The organism is Paenibacillus sp. QJM3NY_38, assembly GCF_056173265.1.
On sequence record NZ_CM149665.1, the window covers coordinates 4,979,854 to 4,997,694 of the forward strand.

Annotated in this window: 17 protein-coding genes; 1 reads left to right on the forward strand and 16 read right to left on the reverse strand. The window is 50.5% G+C overall.

Features of this window, described 5'->3' with window-relative positions:
- Window positions 1-272: 272 nt before the first annotated feature.
- From AC0VZ8_RS23020 to AC0VZ8_RS23060, 9 genes are all read right to left on the reverse strand, one after another.
- Entirely contained in the window at window positions 273-1,151 is an 879-nt protein-coding gene (locus AC0VZ8_RS23020; RefSeq protein ID WP_475484522.1) for a sugar phosphate isomerase/epimerase family protein, read from the reverse strand.
- A gap of 33 nt (window positions 1,152-1,184) precedes the next feature.
- Complete coding sequence (locus AC0VZ8_RS23025; protein ID WP_475484523.1) at window positions 1,185-4,055, reverse strand: glycoside hydrolase family 2 protein; 2,871 nt, start codon at window positions 4,053-4,055, stop codon at window positions 1,185-1,187.
- Window positions 4,024-4,854 (reverse strand): carbohydrate ABC transporter permease, encoded by an 831-nt coding sequence (locus AC0VZ8_RS23030; protein ID WP_475484524.1) that lies wholly within the window; start codon window positions 4,852-4,854, stop codon window positions 4,024-4,026. Before AC0VZ8_RS23030 ends, AC0VZ8_RS23025 begins: the two co-directional genes overlap by 32 nt.
- Window positions 4,851-5,813 (reverse strand): carbohydrate ABC transporter permease, encoded by a 963-nt coding sequence (locus AC0VZ8_RS23035; RefSeq protein ID WP_475484525.1) that lies wholly within the window; start codon window positions 5,811-5,813, stop codon window positions 4,851-4,853. Before AC0VZ8_RS23035 ends, AC0VZ8_RS23030 begins: the two co-directional genes overlap by 4 nt.
- 110 nt (window positions 5,814-5,923) lie before the next feature.
- Complete coding sequence (locus AC0VZ8_RS23040; RefSeq protein ID WP_475484527.1) at window positions 5,924-7,402, reverse strand: ABC transporter substrate-binding protein; 1,479 nt, start codon at window positions 7,400-7,402, stop codon at window positions 5,924-5,926.
- Between the two features lie 356 nt (window positions 7,403-7,758).
- Entirely contained in the window at window positions 7,759-8,622 is an 864-nt protein-coding gene (gene araC / locus AC0VZ8_RS23045) for an arabinose operon transcriptional regulator AraC (protein WP_475484528.1), read from the reverse strand.
- Between the two features lie 90 nt (window positions 8,623-8,712).
- A complete protein-coding gene (locus AC0VZ8_RS23050) occupies window positions 8,713-9,417 on the reverse strand; it encodes a histidine phosphatase family protein (RefSeq protein WP_475484529.1) in 705 nt (234 codons plus the stop codon).
- 502 nt (window positions 9,418-9,919) lie between these two features.
- Window positions 9,920-10,696 carry a glutamate racemase gene (murI, locus tag AC0VZ8_RS23055; RefSeq protein WP_475484530.1) on the reverse strand — a complete coding sequence of 259 codons (777 nt, stop codon included), beginning with the start codon at window positions 10,694-10,696 and terminating at the stop codon, window positions 9,920-9,922.
- A 244-nt stretch (window positions 10,697-10,940) separates the two neighbouring features.
- Entirely contained in the window at window positions 10,941-12,491 is a 1,551-nt protein-coding gene (locus AC0VZ8_RS23060; RefSeq protein ID WP_475484531.1) for a tetratricopeptide repeat protein, read from the reverse strand.
- A 243-nt stretch (window positions 12,492-12,734) separates the two neighbouring features.
- Between AC0VZ8_RS23060 and AC0VZ8_RS23065 the strand changes: the two genes are divergently transcribed.
- On the forward strand, window positions 12,735-13,541 hold the full coding sequence (locus AC0VZ8_RS23065; protein ID WP_475484532.1) for a lipase family protein: 807 nt from the start codon (window positions 12,735-12,737) through the stop codon (window positions 13,539-13,541).
- An 81-nt stretch (window positions 13,542-13,622) separates the two neighbouring features.
- Here AC0VZ8_RS23065 and AC0VZ8_RS23070 read toward each other — a convergent pair whose 3' ends face one another.
- The 7 genes from AC0VZ8_RS23070 to AC0VZ8_RS23100 all read right to left on the reverse strand — a co-directional run bounded on the left by AC0VZ8_RS23070 (window position 13,623) and on the right by AC0VZ8_RS23100 (window position 17,793).
- A complete protein-coding gene (locus tag AC0VZ8_RS23070; protein WP_475484533.1) occupies window positions 13,623-14,459 on the reverse strand; it encodes a PIG-L deacetylase family protein in 837 nt (278 codons plus the stop codon).
- A gap of 35 nt (window positions 14,460-14,494) precedes the next feature.
- Window positions 14,495-14,917: a VOC family protein gene (locus AC0VZ8_RS23075; protein WP_071219842.1), complete on the reverse strand. Its 423-nt coding sequence runs from the start codon at window positions 14,915-14,917 to the stop codon at window positions 14,495-14,497.
- Between the two features lie 31 nt (window positions 14,918-14,948).
- Window positions 14,949-15,500: a hypothetical protein gene (locus AC0VZ8_RS23080; protein WP_475484534.1), complete on the reverse strand. Its 552-nt coding sequence runs from the start codon at window positions 15,498-15,500 to the stop codon at window positions 14,949-14,951.
- A gap of 49 nt (window positions 15,501-15,549) precedes the next feature.
- Window positions 15,550-16,095: a GNAT family N-acetyltransferase gene (locus tag AC0VZ8_RS23085; protein ID WP_475484535.1), complete on the reverse strand. Its 546-nt coding sequence runs from the start codon at window positions 16,093-16,095 to the stop codon at window positions 15,550-15,552.
- A gap of 60 nt (window positions 16,096-16,155) precedes the next feature.
- Window positions 16,156-16,632: a hypothetical protein gene (locus AC0VZ8_RS23090; protein ID WP_475484536.1), complete on the reverse strand. Its 477-nt coding sequence runs from the start codon at window positions 16,630-16,632 to the stop codon at window positions 16,156-16,158.
- Between the two features lie 272 nt (window positions 16,633-16,904).
- The gene (comI, locus tag AC0VZ8_RS23095; RefSeq protein WP_227793437.1) at window positions 16,905-17,000 is read right to left on the reverse strand and encodes a competence inhibitor ComI; all 96 of its coding nucleotides are present in this window, start codon (window positions 16,998-17,000) and stop codon (window positions 16,905-16,907) included.
- Window positions 17,001-17,121: 121 nt separating this feature from the next.
- The gene (locus tag AC0VZ8_RS23100) at window positions 17,122-17,793 is read right to left on the reverse strand and encodes an HAD family hydrolase (RefSeq protein WP_475484537.1); all 672 of its coding nucleotides are present in this window, start codon (window positions 17,791-17,793) and stop codon (window positions 17,122-17,124) included.
- Window positions 17,794-17,841 lie beyond the last annotated feature (48 nt).

The window sequence follows — 17,841 nt, forward strand, 5'->3', positions numbered from 1 at the left end:
TAATCGCTTTCCCTTTTATTATAGGGACGGTGCGTATCTAAAAAAGGACTGAACCGGCTGCAACGCTGCATGATTCGGCTGACTTGCGCCCTTAGCGTATGGGCCTGCATAAAACCGATCAGGAGCCTTACGGAAGTGGAGTGAGCTTCCACTGCGCATTGAGCTTGGCAATGGGTCCAATCGCTTTGACGATCAATTTATCGGCTTCGCCTCCTCTTCCCAATAGGAAAGCCCCGAGAAAAACCCGGGGCTTTGTCCATCACGCTGCTCAATTAGTCATTCTTCAGCAAGAATTGCGCCGTCGCGTACGCGTATTGCAGCGCCGCATCCCGCATGCCGTCCGGCAGCGTCCGCACCGAATTATGCGCTTCGTACGTAAAGTCACCCGGGTAGCCGACCTCGCGCAGCGCGGACATGACTTCCTTCCAATCGATCGTGCCCAGGTACGGCAGCAAATGCTGATCGTGGAGGCCGTTGTTGTCCTGGATGTGCAGCGTCTTCAGCCACTTACCCAGCATGCGGATCGAATGCGCCTGAGTCAGCCCCTGCCGGTGGCCGTGCCCCGTATCCCAGCACGCGCCGAACAGCGGATGATTGAGCTTCGTGAGCAGTTCTGCTAGCTGTTCGGGAATCGCGCAATAAATTCTGCGGAAGAGCCCCGTATCGCCGCCGGTCCGATCGAAAATGTTCTCCAGCGCAATTCCGACGCCCGCCTCTTCCATGACCGGAAGCAGCTTGCGATAAAAGTCGACGTTGTAATCGAGTACTTCCTTGTGCGACTCTTCCCCTCGGAGCGACAGCGGGCTCGGATGGAAGACAACCCACGGAACGCCCAGAATGCCCGCCATTCGAATGGACCGCGACGCCATTTCAAGAAACGACTCGACATTCAGGCCCATAACCATTTCGGTAAAAGAGCCCCCGTGGACAGGACCGTGCATTTGCGTGAAGCGCACCCCTTGGTTGTCTGCGGCTGCCCGGATGCTCCGGGCCCACGCCTCCTCCTCCTGCCAGGTCATCTTTGCGACGGTCTCCTGATAATCCCAGTAATTGAAATCGAGCGCAAGGAAGCCCGCTTCCTTGCATCTGCGAATTTGCTGCTCGATCGGATGATTAATTTCGAAAACATTTAACGATGTTGAGATGTTCATGCATATACGCCTCCCAAATGATGTGTATGAATGTTACCGAATGTCCAGCTTGAATAGGCCCAGCACTTCGCCGATCGTCAGCTCCTGTGCCGGACGGAAAAAGCCGCTCAACAGGTATCGGATAATTTCATGCGTCAGAAATGCCGTTTCCGGCCGCTTTCGTTGATCGTCGTCGGTAAGCTGAAGAGATGTCACGAACAGGCTCCCTTTGCCGAGCCTCGCCTCGAAGGCGTAAGCGAGACGCTTCGAACGGTTGAAGTTGTCCACGACTTCGACGATCGGCTTCACATGCGGCACCGTGTCCAAACAGATCGCCGAGGCCATGTCGACCAGGTGATACCAATGCCAGTTGGAGAACCCGTCGTTCGGAAATCGTCCCAGCGCCGGATGTTGCTCGATCTTCATGCCCATCGTATGGCCGATCTGCGTCGGAAACCACAGGTAGCTCCAGAACGGCGGAATGTACCGGGTATGCACCTCGTCATACTGCTCCCCGGGCGCGCTCATCAACCACACCTTGCCGCCGTCCATCGCATATTGCAGCACGCTGCCCGTCAACTTGTTCACGATCGCAAGTTCCGTCCCGCGAGGTATCGTGAACGTCAAATACGCGCTCTCGTATTCCCGCCTTGCATCCGGCAGCACCGGTTGCAACGCTTCGATGTTGCTGAAAATTCGCTCCTGCCCAGGGATAGACCCGGTGCGCGGAAACGACCAGAACTCCCACTCATTGCGAACCTGGCCGCCATCCCACTCGAAGATGACCATCAGCTTCCAGTCATTCACCTCGTCCGTCGGCGTATGGGCGATCACGGTCCCCAGACGACAGATGCCGTCTGGCTGGGCGGCTTCCGTCCGCAGCGTTCCTTGGCTCTGCGCGCCGCTCTTGCTCCGCAGCTGCCAGGTCAACTTGCCCGGCCCGCACGGCCCCGGTCCGTAATTCGAAAGCTCGATCTCGGCAATGATCGCGTCTCCGGCATACAGCGTTCTCCCTTCGCTACGCATAAGCAGCACCCGTTCGTCGTTGATCGCCCGGAACGCTTCCGGCTCGATTAACCCTTTGCTGTCCCAGAATACGTCGAGAAGCCCGATCGTGTTATGTCCCTGTCCGGGGAAGTCTCGCAAGTCCAGGTATTGGAACCCTGATAGGCCGGGCGTCCGGCGCATCCGTTCGATATTTTCCTTTATCGACCGGATCAGGTGGATGCCGGAAGCCTCGAAGAACGAATCGACGCGCTCCGTCAGCCCTTTCTTCGCCAGAGACTCCTCTACGCTATAAAGCCAGCTCGGCTCGAAAATGCCGGTATACTTCTCCGCTTCCGACGGACGGACGTACATCGTATACTGTCCGTGTTCGTGGGCGAGGATCGGCGCGGCGTCGGCCTGGGTCACGCGGCGGAAATCTTCCCGCGTATCCGGGGTAGCCGACAAATCGGTCCGCTGCGGCGGGTGCCAGTTCAGGCTCGGGATGAAATAATCGCCTTCCCGGCCGACCGCTGGCAGCTCCCCGAAACCGGTATTGTCCGTGTACAGCCTGGTCGGATCGAGCTCGCGGGCCCGATTCACCAGTTCGTTCAGACCGGGGTGACCGTCGGCCTTGATCAACTCGTTACCAAGCGAGAGCAGTACGAAGGATGGATGGGCGTTCAGCATTGGAACGACCCGATCCAGCTCCCGCTTCAGAAATGCATGGACCTCCTCCGGCACGTTAGCGCTGCGCCCTTCGTAATGCATGGACCAATGAGGAAGCTCTGTCTGCACGAGCATTCCTTCTTCATCCGCTGCCTCCCAGAAAGGCTCCGGCGCCGTCCAGCTGTGCAAGCGCACGTGGTTGAAGCCGTAGGAGCGCGCGATGCGGAACTGGCGACGGTAATGCTCCTTGTCCCATACTGGGTAACCGCTAAGCGGAAAAATGCTGCAATCGACATAGCCCCGCAGGAAGACCGGTTCGCCGTTCAGCAAGATGCGCTTGCCTTCCGCCCGGATCGTGCGCAAGCCGAATCTGCGTGCCATCCGGTCGATTTCCCGGCCGTTCCGGAGCAGTTTCACCTGTACGGCGTACAGAAACGGGTCGCGATCCGACCACATCCGGGCGGACTCTCCCATCGAGATCGTCAACACGGCTTTGCCTTCGTGATCGACGATTCCTTGCGCAGCCACGAGCGGTTCCGAGCCCGCCTCCTCATTCGCCGCGCGTATCTCGACGCTCACCAGATCTGCCGGCTCCGAGCCGGCTTCCCGGATGACGTCAACGGTCAGCATTACCGACCTTGCGGCCGCATCCGGCGCAATCCGGACGAAGCCGATCCGCGTATGCGGCGACCGGACGAGCTCCGCCCCGCCGGTAATCCCGCCCCATGTCGACGCCGTATGGAGCGAATGGGCATGGCTTTCTTCGAGCGGCAGCTTCATCTCGTTGTCAATCCGCAGCGCCAGCTTCTGCTTCTCGCCCGCCCGGACGTGGGGCGTCAAGTCGAAACGGTGCGGCTGCACCAGCGACTCGGACGAACCGATCGCCTGCCCGTCCAGCGTCGCCTCGCAAATCCAGCGCACACCGCGCAGCACGAGCTCGACTTGGTTGCCTTCCCACTCGGCCGGAATTTCAATTTCCTTCACATACCAGGCTTGCCCGACATATTCGCAGCGCTTGGTCCATGTGCCGATAAAACTTTCCTTCATCTTCTCCCCGAACCCTTGCTCCTCCCATGAGCCGGGTACGCGGATCAAATCCGCCGGGTAGCCGGACGCCCAGTCCGCCCATTCCCCCCGGCGATCTGGATCGAGGGCGAAACACCACTCCCCATCCAGTGAAATGATTCTGTTACTACTCGTTTCCATTGTCTGCACCTCTCTTGTTCTCGCTCTCTCTCGTCTAGCTTTTGACCGCTCCCGAAATTCCCTCATAGAAATAACGCTGCATGAAAATGAACACCAACATGACGGGAACAAGGGAAATCGTCGCGCCGGCGGCCATACCGGTCCAGTCGGTGCCATACAATTCGGTAAAAGACAGCATACCGACCGCCAGCGTCTTTAGTTCGGGCTTCGTAATCGTCAGCACCAGCGGCGTAAGAAACGAGCTCCAGGTCCAGATGAATTGCATGATCGCCGTAGTCGCAACGATCGGCATCGAGTTCGGCATCGCCACGCGCGCGAACGTCTTCACGAAGCCTGCGCCGTCGATAAGCGCGGATTCCTCAATTTCTTTCGGAAACTTGGAGAAGAAGGCGGCGAACAGCAGGATGAACAAGACATGCGCGCCCGACGATTCCGCAAAAATCAGACCCAGATACGAGTCTTTGATCCCCAGAAACTTGACGAGCTGGTACAGCGGTATGATCGTATAGCCTTTTGGAATGAATTGCAGTGCCACGATAAAGCCGATCATTGCCGTCCGTCCCGGAAACGCTACCGTTCCGAGCGCATAGCCAGTCAGACAGCTTAAGATAACCACAATCAAAACGGTCGACACTGTAATGATGACGGAGTTCATAAAATAGTGGGAAATGTTCGCCACATCCCATGCCCGAGCATAGTTCTCCAACATGAACACCTCGGGGATCGGATTGATGGCCGCTTTATAAAAGGTCACATTGTCTTTCAGCGAAGACGATACCATCCACACGAACGGATAGATCCAGACGATGCCGACGACGATCAGCAAGACGTGAATAAACGCGCGTGCCGTTTTGGAACTGGTCATGCTTTACCTCCTCTGCCCGCAAGCTTGCTCTTCTTGCCGTCGCTTCCCGCTTTCATGCCCAGCCAGCCTAAGAATAAGCTGATCAAGAGCACGAACAAACCGAGATAAACGCCGGCGGCCGAGGCGTAACCGACTCTTGCGCCCCCGAACTGGGTAGCGAACGCGTATTGGTAGATAAACAGCTCAATAGTTTCCGTCTTATGATAAGGGCCACCGTCGGTCAGCGTTTTGACCAGGTCGAATACATGCAGACTGCCTCCGATAGTCAACAGAAGAATGGTTGCCGCCACCGGCTTCAGCAGAGGCAGCGTAATCTTCATCAGCATTTTCCAATAGCCCGCTCCGTCCATTTTCGCTGCTTCGTACAAATCGGTCGGAATCATTTGCAAACCGGCCAGCCAGTAAATCATCACGACACCGATATGCTTCCAAGAGCCGACCAAGATGAGCATAATCATCGCGAGCACAGGGTCGAGCCAGAATTTGATCGGCTCATCGATCCAGCCGAGACTTTGCAAGAACTGGTTAGCAAAACCTTGAATGCCGAAAATATTGTTCATAATAATGCCGATGATCGACGATACCGTGACGACAGGCAGGAAATAAACCGTGCGGTAAATCGATTTCCCCTTCATGGAAGGGTCATTCAACACAAGTGCCAGCAGGAACGAAACGATAATCGTCAGCGCCGTGGCAGAGAGCCCGTAGATCAAGGCGTTTTTAAAGCTGTTCCAGAACATGTCGTCGCGAAGCAGCTCAGCGTAATTGGCGAAGCCCACAAAGTTGACAAGCGGCCCCAGACCGTCCCACTCGTAGAAAGAATAAACGTAACTCATGATGATCGGGTACATGGATGCAAGCAGAAAATAAAGCAGCTGAGGCAATATAAAAATGTAGGCCCAAATATACTTACGACGAAGCTGCGGATTGATTTTCGATCGTGTTTTCCCGGTCCGCATGCCATCCCTCCTGATTCTTCCGAAAAAAGAAAGACACGGCTGCCCGCCGTTTCCCCCGGGCAGCCCAAAGCTGCAAGTAGCCGTGTCTCTTCTTCTGCCTTAGTTGGTCGTTACTTGGTGTAGTTCTCTCCCGGCACCCAGTCCGGAAAGATAAAGTCTTCCGGCTTCACCGCACCGCCGGAGCCGTCGATGGCGCGTTTCAGCGCTTCGTTGTTATCGTCGGTCAGCTTCTGGAGCGGCTGCTCCAGATCCTTGAGCTGGCCTTGCAAATAACCGAGGAAGATCGTGCCGATGTTCTCTTTCGGCGCGAAGCCGCTGTACTGCGACATCACGTCGGTTGCGGCGGGATTGTTCAAGTAGACGGTCGGCGTGAGCCGCTTGAATTCCACCATCATCTCGGAGATCGTCCCGTACTGTTCGAAACGCGATTCCGCACCCTCGATCAGTTCGATTTTTTTGGAAGGCAGCGTTTGGCCCGACTTGACGATTTCGGCGTACATATTCTCGTTCAGATAATCAAGGAACACCTTCACTTCCGGCCAATGCTGCGTTTCTTTCGATACATACAGGTACTCGCCGGAACCGCCTTCGAAGTATTGGAACTGCGGACCGCCGTTCTTGGACGGGATCGGCACGACTCCCCAATCATCGGCCGTGAACGCTTCGGCGCCGCCTTTGTCGTCCGAGCTCAAGTAATCACCGCTCCAGTTGCCCCCGATCATGAAGGCAGCTTCGCCCGTCTTGATCAGCGAGTACGCTTTGCCCGTATCCGCGTCGATCGTGGCGGGATGCAGCACTTTCTCGTCGTACGCTTTCTTCAGATATTGCATCGTTTCGATATAGCCCGGCGTGTTGTAGTTGTATTGTCCCGTCTTGTAGTTGAAGCCGGATTCCGGCGAAATCGGCGCCGACAGCTGGTTCAGCAGGAAGGTGGACAGATAGTTCGTCGCTGCGCCGAACGTCAGGGCGTACGTTTTGCCGCCGGATTTCTCGTGGAGCTCCTTGCCGAATGTCATAAACTCCTCCCACGAACCCGGGATATCCGCTTCCGTATAGCCGAGATCTTCCAGCACGTTCTTGTTGTAATACATCATTAGCGCGCCGTGTAAGGAAGAATATAACGGGAACGTGTAGACGGTTCCTTCGATGCTGCCGTAGCCTTCCGCGAACGTGCCGTCCGTATAATTGCCGTGGGTATCAGCCGGGAACACCTCGTCGAGGCTGTGGACTTTGTCCAGCTTGACCAGCTGCGAGATCGTATACCCGGTCGGTCTGACGAAGACGTCCGGCAGTTCGTTGCCGTTGATCGCCGCCTGGAACTGCGCAACGTCGCCGCCGGCTTCCGGCATATTTTCCAGCTTCACCTTAATATTCGGATACTTCTCCTGGAATCCGGCGATGACGCTGTCGAACGTGTCCTTGCCCAGGCGATTCCACATCGTGATCGTGACTTGCTCCTGCGGAGGCGAAGTCCCGTCCTCCGAAAGCTCCGAGGGATTGTTACCGGAATTTCCATTCTTCGCGCAGCCTGACAGAATAACGCCGACAATCATGATGACCACTAACAACGAAAAACCGTATTTTTTCATGACTCGTGTCTTCCTCCTCGTGTTTTCGAAATGATTCAACCGTTGTACACTTTTGCTTGCACTCCGCTTAAGCGCTTTCATGTGTATAGCTCAGCCTAACCTCCCTCGCATGTCTCCCTGGATAATCAATCCGCATGCCCGATTGGTATGGGTTCATTGTAACAACGGGATTTCGTCCACGAAAGTGAAGAATCCGCTATTAACCTGTACGATTCCGCTATTTCTTGCGACATTGTAAAACGGCTGTAAAAAGCCCGTTAAATCGCTGTAAATACAGGATTATCGCTCAAAAATGAAAAAACCATTCAGGCTGATACCTGAATGGTTTTTTGCGTTTTATATCGATTCGGCTATGCTCACGAGCTCTCTTTCATCCCTTCCCACTTGTTCTGTTTCCGATACATGCCGGGGCTGGTACCATAGAATGACATAAACTTGCGGGTGAAGAATGCTGGCGAATTGAAGCCGACTTCCGTGCATATTTCCAAAACCGATTTGTTTGTGGATAGAAGTAGTCTCGCCGCTTGCTTTAGCCGGTGCTTCTGGAGGATGTCGGTGATCGAGCGGCCGACCTGCTCCTTGAACAAATGCGTCAATCGTGATGGGGACAAGCAAACTTTCTGAGCTAGGTCTTTCAGCTGGATTTTCTGCGCGTAATTTTGCATTAGAAATTGAACAACTTCCTGAATCCGCTGATCCAACACAGCCTGTTCCTTCTCCCGCTGATACATGGAAAGCAACAAAATAATTTCTTCCAGGGCGTTCACGGCCAATTCCTCCGACATCGGACGGACCGACTGGTTGTGATGCAGCAAGCGCTCGAAAGCTTTATGCACTTGATCCCGGATTTCGGAATCGTCCAGCCGAAAATGAAACACGCCTCCCACGTTCTCGGTGAAGGACAGCCAGCTATAGAAGCTCGGTCTCGGCGTGAAATGGCACCACATTTTCTCCCATACGCTGTTTTCAGCGGTGTAAAATTCCTGCGGTGTCCCTGGCGCGATCAATACGATGTCACCTTGCTTGCATTCGTACGCACGAGAGGCGCTTTCGACAATACCAGTGCCGGAAACGGTATGCATGATCAACCAGTCCCGCGTTCCTTTGGGACGATGACAGAAATAACCGTGCTCCTTGCGATACAATTCCGTAGCGAGAACGCCCGGCGGTCGGTTTTTGGGAGTTACGAAATCTGCAGGATAATAAGGTTTTCCGCTCAAGTGATCCCATCCTTTCCTTACCGTAATGAAGCGTTCAATCGGCGTTTGTTTTTATTATAGCGCAGGTTCCTTAAGCTTGCTTCTAAAAAATCAGTAAAAATTCGCAATGATGCCTTGGCTGCTGACCGACAGTTTGGCGTCGTAAAGGTGGGAAACGTCGCCGAGACTTAAGCAGCGCGGCACAGCCCACTGCTCGGAACGTGTTTCCATCAAAATCGTCGTCACCGAGCTGGGCGCCAGCCAAAATCCCGCCCACAACAGCGGGAGCGGCATCTCCAGCAGATGAGCAAGCCATGCGAGGCCAAAACCCATATGACAGAAAACGGCGATTTTTCGCTCGTTTGGTTCCAGAATGCGGTAGCGTCCTTCTTCCCTGCAAAAACCGGCCGCCTCCATAAAGCGGTCTGAATGGGAACGGATTTCGGCGAAGCCCTGGCGAATGTCCGGGTTGCAGAAGGGCTCAGCCTCGTGAAAATTATCGCTTGTCGGCAGCGGCATCCGGCCGCGTATAATTTCCCCATCCACGTTCCAGGCCGGGATCGGGCAGCCCCTTGTATCCATTGTTTGCCAGTTCTGAATCTCGGCCAGCCAGTCTTGCGTTTCGAACGGCAGACCCGTCAATTCCCGGGTGTAATTCATCGTATGCCGAGCTCTCTGCAACGGAGAGCAGTAGATGCTGTCGATGTTCTCCTGGAGCATTCGTTCTGCCAATGCTTTAGCCTCCAGGTGTCCGCGAGGAGTAATAGTGTCGTTCTCGTAATCCGGATCGGCGTGCCTGATAATGTAAATTCGCATAAATACACTCCTTCAAATATGACGAAACACAGCGTTTTGTTTATTCGGATGGGACGGCATCCTCCCAGTCCAATTCCGTGCTGACGAGGGCCGCGTCAGCTTCAACCACTTCCATGGTCAGGACTTAGGTAATAAGCCATATCTCGTTCAACCCTTGCCTAGAATTATATAGAACCCGGCAGGGGGATGTAACGCTGATACAGCTATGAAATCTTCACGATTCCGCTAATTCTTAGTGGAATAACACGGCAAAAGCGAAACAGGACGATCAGCGTCCGTAGATTTTCACGGCACTGATCGTCCTGTCTTAAAATAAGTCCTCCTGTGAAGCTAATCTATGATTCCCCGATTAACGACAACCAGCTTTCGGAGAGCGGTAAAACGCTCAACAGCTTCAGGGATAAGTTTTTGAGGCTGAACATATAACACCACAAAGCACACCGGCTATAAAGCCGCAGCTTACTCCTCAACGATCTTCATTTTTTTGGAGCTGCCTGTTACCCTATCCCTCTACTTCCCTATAAAGACTCAATGCTTTCTTCATCTTCTCTGTGTACTCTATGGATTGCCTCGAATTTAATAGCGTAACATCCCGATTACCGCTGGAGCTGAGCAGATCATTGTCACTTAAAACCTGAATAAGTCTGTTCACGGTTCCTTTACTGCCATCTATCATGCGAATGTGATCCGGCAGCAGATCCGATAAGATGCTTTTGTAAAATGGATAGTGGGTACAGCCCAAGACAATAGTTCCGTACTCATTCATATCGAAGGATTCGAATTGCTTGGTAAAGTAATCCTTCATCACCTTTTGATCGAAATTCAAAGCCTCACAGTGCTCTACCAGCTCCGGAAGAGGCAGGGAGTCCACGATATGCATGCTGTCGACTCGTCGAACCAGATCCCTGTACTTCGATTCCTTTATGGTCAGCGGTGTGGCAAGCACCAGGATTCGCTTCCCGCTGGAACGATTGATTTCGACGGCCGGCTTTACGGCCGGTTCCATCCCGATAACCGGGATCGGATAAGCCTTTCTCAGATCGGAAATCGCCATGCTTGTAGCCGTGTTGCATGCAACAACAATGGCTTTGACTTCTTCCTTCATGATCGTTTCCATCGCATGATGGATGTAAGATTTCACGTCTTCCTTGGCTTTGGTGCCATATGGCACATGGAGGGTGTCCGCATAAAACAAAAAATCTTCCTGCGGCAGCTCCTTCATTGCCTCCGATAACACGGTTAAACCGCCTAAACCTGAATCAAAAAAAGCTATTCTCATGTTTTTCACCTATCGTTGTATGTTTTTCTGTCAGCATCATTACGTAAATGTCCTTCTACATTATACTCCACTCCAACAATCCTCGCAGGGCCAGCTGTTTGAATGGAATCGTAAATGGGATCTAGTTCAAAATACAGAACGACCCAGCCTTATTGTAATCTCAGAGGCCGGGTCGCGTGCGTCATTCTATGCAATTCCGAGAAAAATACGCAACTTCCTTCGCGAAGATTAAGTAATGCGTGTATTACTCAAAACATTTCAACAGTGCCAAAGCCTCTTCATGATCGGGTTCCAGAACGAGCGCCTCACGCGTGTATTCCAGAGCCTCTTCGTCGAGGCCAAGCTCATAGCAGCAGATCGCCAAGCAATAAATAACCGTTGGCACCGGCTCGTCTTCGTCCGTTTCCACGGATTCCTTCAAGAAGAACCTTGCATCCTCGTACATATCCATCTCGAACAGCACCAGCCCCGCGTCCAATGCCAGATCATAACGCTGCTCCATCACATAGTACGATGACCACATTTTATAGATGCCTGTTCGAATATCCAGCATTTCTTCGTCATTGGCATCCAGCAGCAGATTCGAGATGCGCTTCGCGCTCTGAATGAAGAACTCGGCGTCATACCCGCCCAATCGCCAAAAAGACAAAATTTGCTGAATGCCCATGCTTTCAATATTCCGGTCGATCCATTCCTTCATACTGAAAAATTCATCAGGCCCGAAGCGTTCGATAAATTGGCGGTAAGCAATCCGGGTGTTCGCATAACTCATCGGTGCTTCCAGCATGAGGATACAGCCGACGTTAATATTTTTATAATGCTGCGTGGGGAAAATCGCATGTGCGCCCCTTTGCTCAAACACATGCTGCAGCGCATGATAATTAGCCGTTAAAGAGAAGCTGCCATGGTAAATTAATTGCGGCGGTTCGGCGAACTTCCAATTATCGATATGATGATCTCCTTTATCCGCCGTAAGAAGCATGAAACCCGACGTTGATAACTGATTTAGACGCTCCATACAGGTCAGTCCCACCTCCGGAAACAGGATATGCGAATCCTCCAGCTCTTGCTGGTAGTAGGCAATGACATCACGGTACGGGTAGGTGTCCTCCTCGTATCTGGGGGCACGGCGGTGCTCATAGGCCAGTTTCATTCGTTCCAGTGCTTCAGCCGGCTTGAGCTTGTCGTGCTGCTCCGGAAACTCGATGACAACATCGCTCTCGTAAATCTTGCCTGCCCCCACGTAGATCAGTTCTTGCGGAATACCGTCAAAGAAATAGTTCGCGACAACCAGCAGCGGCTGCTTCAAATCTCCAGGACGTATCGTTGTCTTTGATACCACCAGGTTCAGTTCCGTGTCATGCACGGCATCGAACCTCGCGAAGTCCAGCAGCCCCTGTTCAATATAGGATTGCATGGCAGGGTGTTGACGCCATGCCGTAACATTTTTAATCGGCAAATCCGTCATGACATAGCGGAAAGGGGGCAGCGCTATACCCGCAAAATCTCTCAGCTCGCACAACTTGTGCAGCACATGATAACCGAGGCGCCCGGCCCCGGCTCCCAGTTCCAGAATCGTAACCGTTTCGGTTAGATCACCTTGATCGGCGCGGTCCCGAAGGAATCCGAATATAATTTCGGCGTAAGCCGTAGCAATCATAGGGTTGCTCGTAATATACTGCGGAACCTGGTCATTATTCCAGGCTTTCATCCCCAGTTCTTCGTAGTAAGTCCGCTGTAGTTCCCAGATGGGTGCTTCACTGAAACGGAAGCGTTGTTGAATATTGTCCGTCATTCTATATAACCCTGCTCTCTATGTATCATTAAAGTACAATCTGATGATGTGCATGCTTATGCACCGATCGACCAAGAACGTCTATTGAATCGTACCATATAACTTGGTTCTACCCAAACCTTCTCAAGATAATATCCCTTGTATGAGCTTGGGCTTGATGGCGAATGCGCCATTCTTAGGCGTATAGGCACCTTTCCTTCCGCACTCTAATATAGTGTAGGAGAACAGAAGGGCGGGATGTGCATGGGTACGAGCATGGAACAAGAACAATGGGCCATTTTCTTGGCAGCGATCTGCGGACAGACCTATACACAATTCAGCAATACGGACGGCTCATTTGTCCTTCCGCTAAATTATTCGCTCTATGACACCATTGAGGCGAACTCCTTAATCAGCGTGTCCGAGCGCTTTGGGTTTATTCTGGAATCACCGGATGAAATCATTATCGCCTTTCGGGGCACCAGTTCAACAACAAACTGGATCTCTGATGCCATCGCCTCCCAAAAAAACTTCAAATATATTAAGGACTCTTCTCTCACACACCGCGGTTTCACTAACATCTACGCCTCTGCTCGGGGCCAGGTCATGTCGGCTCTTAACCGACTTCCTGCACACAAGACACTGTTCATTACCGGTCACAGCCTTGGAGGAGCGCTCGCAACCTTATGTGCAGTCGATGCGGCCGCCAACACGGACCACCAATCCCCTTATGTATTTACCTACGGGTCCCCTCGTGTGGGAGATCTCGATTTTACCAAGGCCTTCGCCAAGTATGTTCGAAACAGCTGCCGCATCGCCAACCTGTTCGACGTCGTAACACATGCCCCGCCTCACATCTACAAGATGCCTAAACGGGAGAAGAAGTACTATTACAGCCATGTGCATACCCAATGGCCGTTGACCTTCCAGAATGGATCGGTGAGCGGCAATCATGTAATCGGAAGTTATTATGCGGAGCTTGCCAAGCTCCAGCCGGAATTTGCCGATCGCTTAAGTTTGACGAATCCCGAATTCTGTCCCGTTGGAGAATCACCATTGGAGAAGGTTTAAGCTTATTTTTCGGATCATAAAGAAAGCGGATTGCCCTGAGAAGGGAATCCGCTTTCTTTTATGATCTAACCAAAAAATAGACTACACATGAGTACCCGTTAACATCGGGAACAAAATCTCCATTTCAGCTTCATTCGGTCTTCTGCCATAATCCGCGATTTCGAAGGGCTCTGCATATTGTACGCTGGCTGCAAGGTCTTGGCCATATTGCTTCACAAGCGAAGGCTGCATTTCGTCCGAGACGCTCAGGAACCGATCCCAATGCTTTAGAATAAATTCCCGCTTCTCTTTCCAGGTATCCGGTACGGCATCCAAGAAACCGCCCTGCCAAGGCGCAAACTCATAGAATTGGGAAGCATGAGCATCGCAGGCGAGCAATTTCTTCTCGATCACGCCTCCAGCATCGATAACAATATCCGGCTGGTACGTCGCCCGTGCCGCGTAATCGGGCATCAGCAGGAATATCGGGGATTTCTTCAATGACGGCACTTCAGGGACGGCATTCGGCACATTCGCAACAAAATCTGCCGCATCCCGCACGACCTTCCCGACATTACGGTTATCCACATGACCGGGACCGTCCGGATGGAACGTAATGACGATATCCGCCTCCCAGCCGCGAATTTGACGGATCACTTCCTTGCGCACTTCGAGCGTTGGCATCAATTCGCCATCGGGAATGGGCAGGACGACGTATTCCAGCACCCCAAGCCGCTTTGCAGCCTCATGAGCTTCCTGAATCCGACGCTCGACCAGCTGCTGTCCGCTCATTTCATGATGACCGCAGCATCCATCGGTTAGTGTTACAAACTTCACCCGATGACCCATCTCTGCGTAAGCTGCCGAGATCGCGCCAGCATAAATTTCGGGTTCATCCGGATGCGCTGCAATGACAATGACATTGAGGATATTAGGCATCTTTTGCTTCCTCCTTGCAGGTTCTTGAATACCGATTACTTCGTCCGTTTCATCAATGGATGATCTTCCTTCAACTCCAGCAAATCCCACAGATTGCCGTATAAATCCTTAAATACCGCCACCATGCCGTAATCCGCTTCTTTGGGCTCTCTTACAAACTCAATCCCCCGTGATACCATTTCACGATAATCTCTCCAGAAATCATCCGTATTCAAGAACAGGAACACTCTGCCGCCCGACTGGTTGCCTATAAATGGCTCTTGCTCCGGCTTGGACGCCTTGGCAAGCAATATCGTCGTGCCGACCGAGCCGGGAGGTGCTACGACCACCCAACGTTTATCTTGTTCAGGCTGGTATGTATCTTCAATCAAGGTGAAATTCAGCTTCTCGGTATAAAATGCGATGGCCTCATCATAGTCCTTCACGACTAATGCAATATGGACAATGGATTGTATCATGTCTTCTCCCCCACCCATGTGATTTTTCAATTCAGTTTCTTATAAATCTTCTTGTACGGTTGGTACGCCCAGGAACGGAGTTGGCGGACTGAATGAATTCTTGCTTATCCAACCTAGGCTGTCCTTCATTAAGAAAATATACGAATCTATACGTTAAGCCGTTATTTCTCCACCATGATGATTGGCCATCATCATCTTCTTCATAATATCCTTGAATGCCACGTTCCAGATGATGACTTTCTTTACCTCTGGCAATGGATTCTTCACTGTAGATCTCGTCCGTCTCGTCATAGGTAATGATGAGATTATAAAGCTGCTGTTTATTAATATTCCTATGGTGGTATACCACTTCCTGAAACTTCCCTTGCTTGGTTTCATACGATTCCAAAGAAGCCGTTGCTTCTGTTACATTAATTGGGATGTATGTTGGAATCTCCGGGGTGAACTCCAGTTTGGATTCAATAAGCGCAACCGGCTGCTCAATTAGATGCACATAATTTGTAGTTGATATATCAGAGTTGGTCTTACATGATGTAATGACAATCAACACAAAAAAGATCAGTACGTGTTTTACTATTTTCATGATCCCCTCCATATTGAGATTGGCATTGACGAATTATAACTATTCTTTCCTACAATCGTTTACCTTCAAAGAACTCCTTTTCAAGGATGGAATAATAGTACTGATCCGTCCATTGTCCCTTCCAAAAAAGTTCCTCTTTAAAAACGGCTTCTTGGGTCATCCCGATATGCTCCATGAGCGCTGCAGATCGAGCATTTTGCGAATTGCACATACCAACCACTTTATGCGCATGCAGCTGTTCAAAAGCAAATTTCAAAAGAAGCTGAGCAGCCTCACTTCCGTACCCCTGTCCGCCATGTTGGGGGAGGATCGCAAATCCCAATTCCCAGCTCTTCCTGTAGTCGATATAACTCCACACCTGAGCAAGTCCGATTGGAGTTCTATTCTTATCATTCGCTAAACGAACTATAAAATCATAGCTTGCTGTTTCGTCTCCCTCCCTAATTTTCTCCAGAAAGTTACTTCGAACTTGTTCGTCGGACGGTACAGATTCTTCAAACTGCCATAAATCTCGATCGCATTCAATCCTGCATATAAAATCCAAGTCATCGTTTGTGATTCTAGATAAGATTATGTGTTCTCCATAGATTTCCATAAGAGTTCCTTTCATATTACTATTATAGTATTGATTCATATGCACAAATACGATATGTTCTTACTCTACCTTCCAAGCATGTGCTAATTTTATGAGTTCTTCTTTCGCTTCTATTTCACTGTCGCCTATAACTTCTCCTTCAATATAATAAGTTCTTATTAATTCCTCCGACTTTTCTTTAACGGGTTTCTGAATGTATATCAAATAAAACACTTTATCCGGAGTGGGATAAACTGCCGAACCACCATGTAGAAACCGAATTAATATAGCCTGACCAATAGGTAAGTCTATACTTTCTTTGTTCGTTATTTCCGAATGATTTCGAATACTCACATGTTCTGTTGGACCATCTTGCTGCCCGACCGTGATCTTAATAAGATCATTCCAAATAACAGAGCCTGTATGTTCATCTAAAGTCAGGGTAACGGAGTTATTAGGGGCTTTCGTCTCAGAGGTTTTTTGTGCAAAAAAAGAAATGATCAGAATTGAGATGAGTAGAAATATTACACATATGAAAATCGTATATTTCTTGGTCATTTCGTTCCTTTCCTTTTCCAGATTCTATATACTCCGATCGATTTCATCGACTACGAAAGAGCGATTTTACATGATGATTACTTTCTTGTTTTCTACGCTTCCTCAGGTATTTCTAAGCTTTGATACATATTTTATTTTATGGTACTATATATGTAATAAAGACCAAGTGCAGCGAACACTTGGTCAGTACAATTGGCTTGGATGGTTTATTCCCCTCTAAGTCATTTAGGAACGAAAAACCCACCTTCGGCGCGTAACCTTTGGGTGGGTTTTTACTTTTTCTTGTTGTTATTGTTAATGTATGTTAAAAGAGCAAGAATGAACGATCCAAACAAAAACATAATCGTTAATGCATCCTTTACCTCCATGGCTTCACCCCCTTTCGAAGGGAAACCATGCCCACCCAAGATTCAATTGTAGTTATATTTTACCTTTTATCGAATCTACGCACAAGCGTTCCTATTCATTATCGTTCTTAGATATTTCGCGCTAGATGATCCCTTCTAATTCCGTCAGCTTCTTTATGATGTAATCGGGCTGTATATGATCCGGCTTTAATTTGTTCATACGATTGATCCAAACGGCTCGGATTCCCAATGCTTGAGCCCCTACAACATCACTTGTTAATGAATCCCCGACATGCAGGACCTCCGCAGCCTTTAACTCATACCTTCTAAGTGCTTCTACAAATATTTCCGACCTCGGCTTATATGATCTGACATCTTCGCTAGTGATCACGCCAGTGACCTTTAAATTGTGAAACCTTATGGCTGTCATCACATCCGATGTATCAATATTAGAAATGATATATATGGGCAATTTACACGACTTAAAAAAAGAGAGCGCATCTTCATAAATACCTGGCTTTTGCCAATGCTCAAATTGCTCCTGTATGATCTCCTCTGCAATGCAATCCGATTTGAAGTAGTCTATCGTCGTGCGTAAAGATGTTCTGCCCAGATTTCTTTGATTATCGAAGCTTTTCCCATAGCTTTCATGAAACATGTTTGAAAAGGACTTCCACCAGTATTGTCCTATTTCCTGAATGGTACAGTCCTCAGAGGAAGTCTCCTTGATTTTTTGGCATATTAACGGAATGATCTCATCATCTTCATGAACCACAGTCCCATAAAAGTCGAGGAAAATCGCTTTGGATATCACTGTTATTCCTCCCTCACGTTCTAATTCCATCACTTCATATAAATGTAC

Bases quoted from the DNA above. Each gene is read 5' to 3' on its own strand.
- comI (WP_227793437.1), bottom strand. From the start codon at position 17,000: ATGGAGGTAAAGGATGCATTAACGATTATGTTTTTGTTTGGATCGTTC.
- AC0VZ8_RS23050 (WP_475484529.1), bottom strand. From the start codon at position 9,417: ATGCGAATTTACATTATCAGGCACGCCGATCCGGATTACGAGAACGAC.
- AC0VZ8_RS23040 (WP_475484527.1), bottom strand. From the start codon at position 7,402: ATGAAAAAATACGGTTTTTCGTTGTTAGTGGTCATCATGATTGTCGGC.
- AC0VZ8_RS23025 (WP_475484523.1), bottom strand. From the start codon at position 4,055: ATGAGGGAATTTCGGGAGCGGTCAAAAGCTAGACGAGAGAGAGCGAGA.
- AC0VZ8_RS23065 (WP_475484532.1), top strand. From the start codon at position 12,735: ATGGGTACGAGCATGGAACAAGAACAATGGGCCATTTTCTTGGCAGCG.
- AC0VZ8_RS23075 (WP_071219842.1), bottom strand. From the start codon at position 14,917: ATGATACAATCCATTGTCCATATTGCATTAGTCGTGAAGGACTATGAT.
- AC0VZ8_RS23080 (WP_475484534.1), bottom strand. From the start codon at position 15,500: ATGAAAATAGTAAAACACGTACTGATCTTTTTTGTGTTGATTGTCATT.
- AC0VZ8_RS23060 (WP_475484531.1), bottom strand. From the start codon at position 12,491: ATGACGGACAATATTCAACAACGCTTCCGTTTCAGTGAAGCACCCATC.
- AC0VZ8_RS23035 (WP_475484525.1), bottom strand. From the start codon at position 5,813: ATGCGGACCGGGAAAACACGATCGAAAATCAATCCGCAGCTTCGTCGT.
- AC0VZ8_RS23070 (WP_475484533.1), bottom strand. From the start codon at position 14,459: ATGCCTAATATCCTCAATGTCATTGTCATTGCAGCGCATCCGGATGAA.
- AC0VZ8_RS23020 (WP_475484522.1), bottom strand. From the start codon at position 1,151: ATGAACATCTCAACATCGTTAAATGTTTTCGAAATTAATCATCCGATC.
- AC0VZ8_RS23090 (WP_475484536.1), bottom strand. From the start codon at position 16,632: ATGACCAAGAAATATACGATTTTCATATGTGTAATATTTCTACTCATC.
- murI (WP_475484530.1), bottom strand. From the start codon at position 10,696: ATGAGAATAGCTTTTTTTGATTCAGGTTTAGGCGGTTTAACCGTGTTA.
- AC0VZ8_RS23085 (WP_475484535.1), bottom strand. From the start codon at position 16,095: ATGGAAATCTATGGAGAACACATAATCTTATCTAGAATCACAAACGAT.
- AC0VZ8_RS23030 (WP_475484524.1), bottom strand. From the start codon at position 4,854: ATGACCAGTTCCAAAACGGCACGCGCGTTTATTCACGTCTTGCTGATC.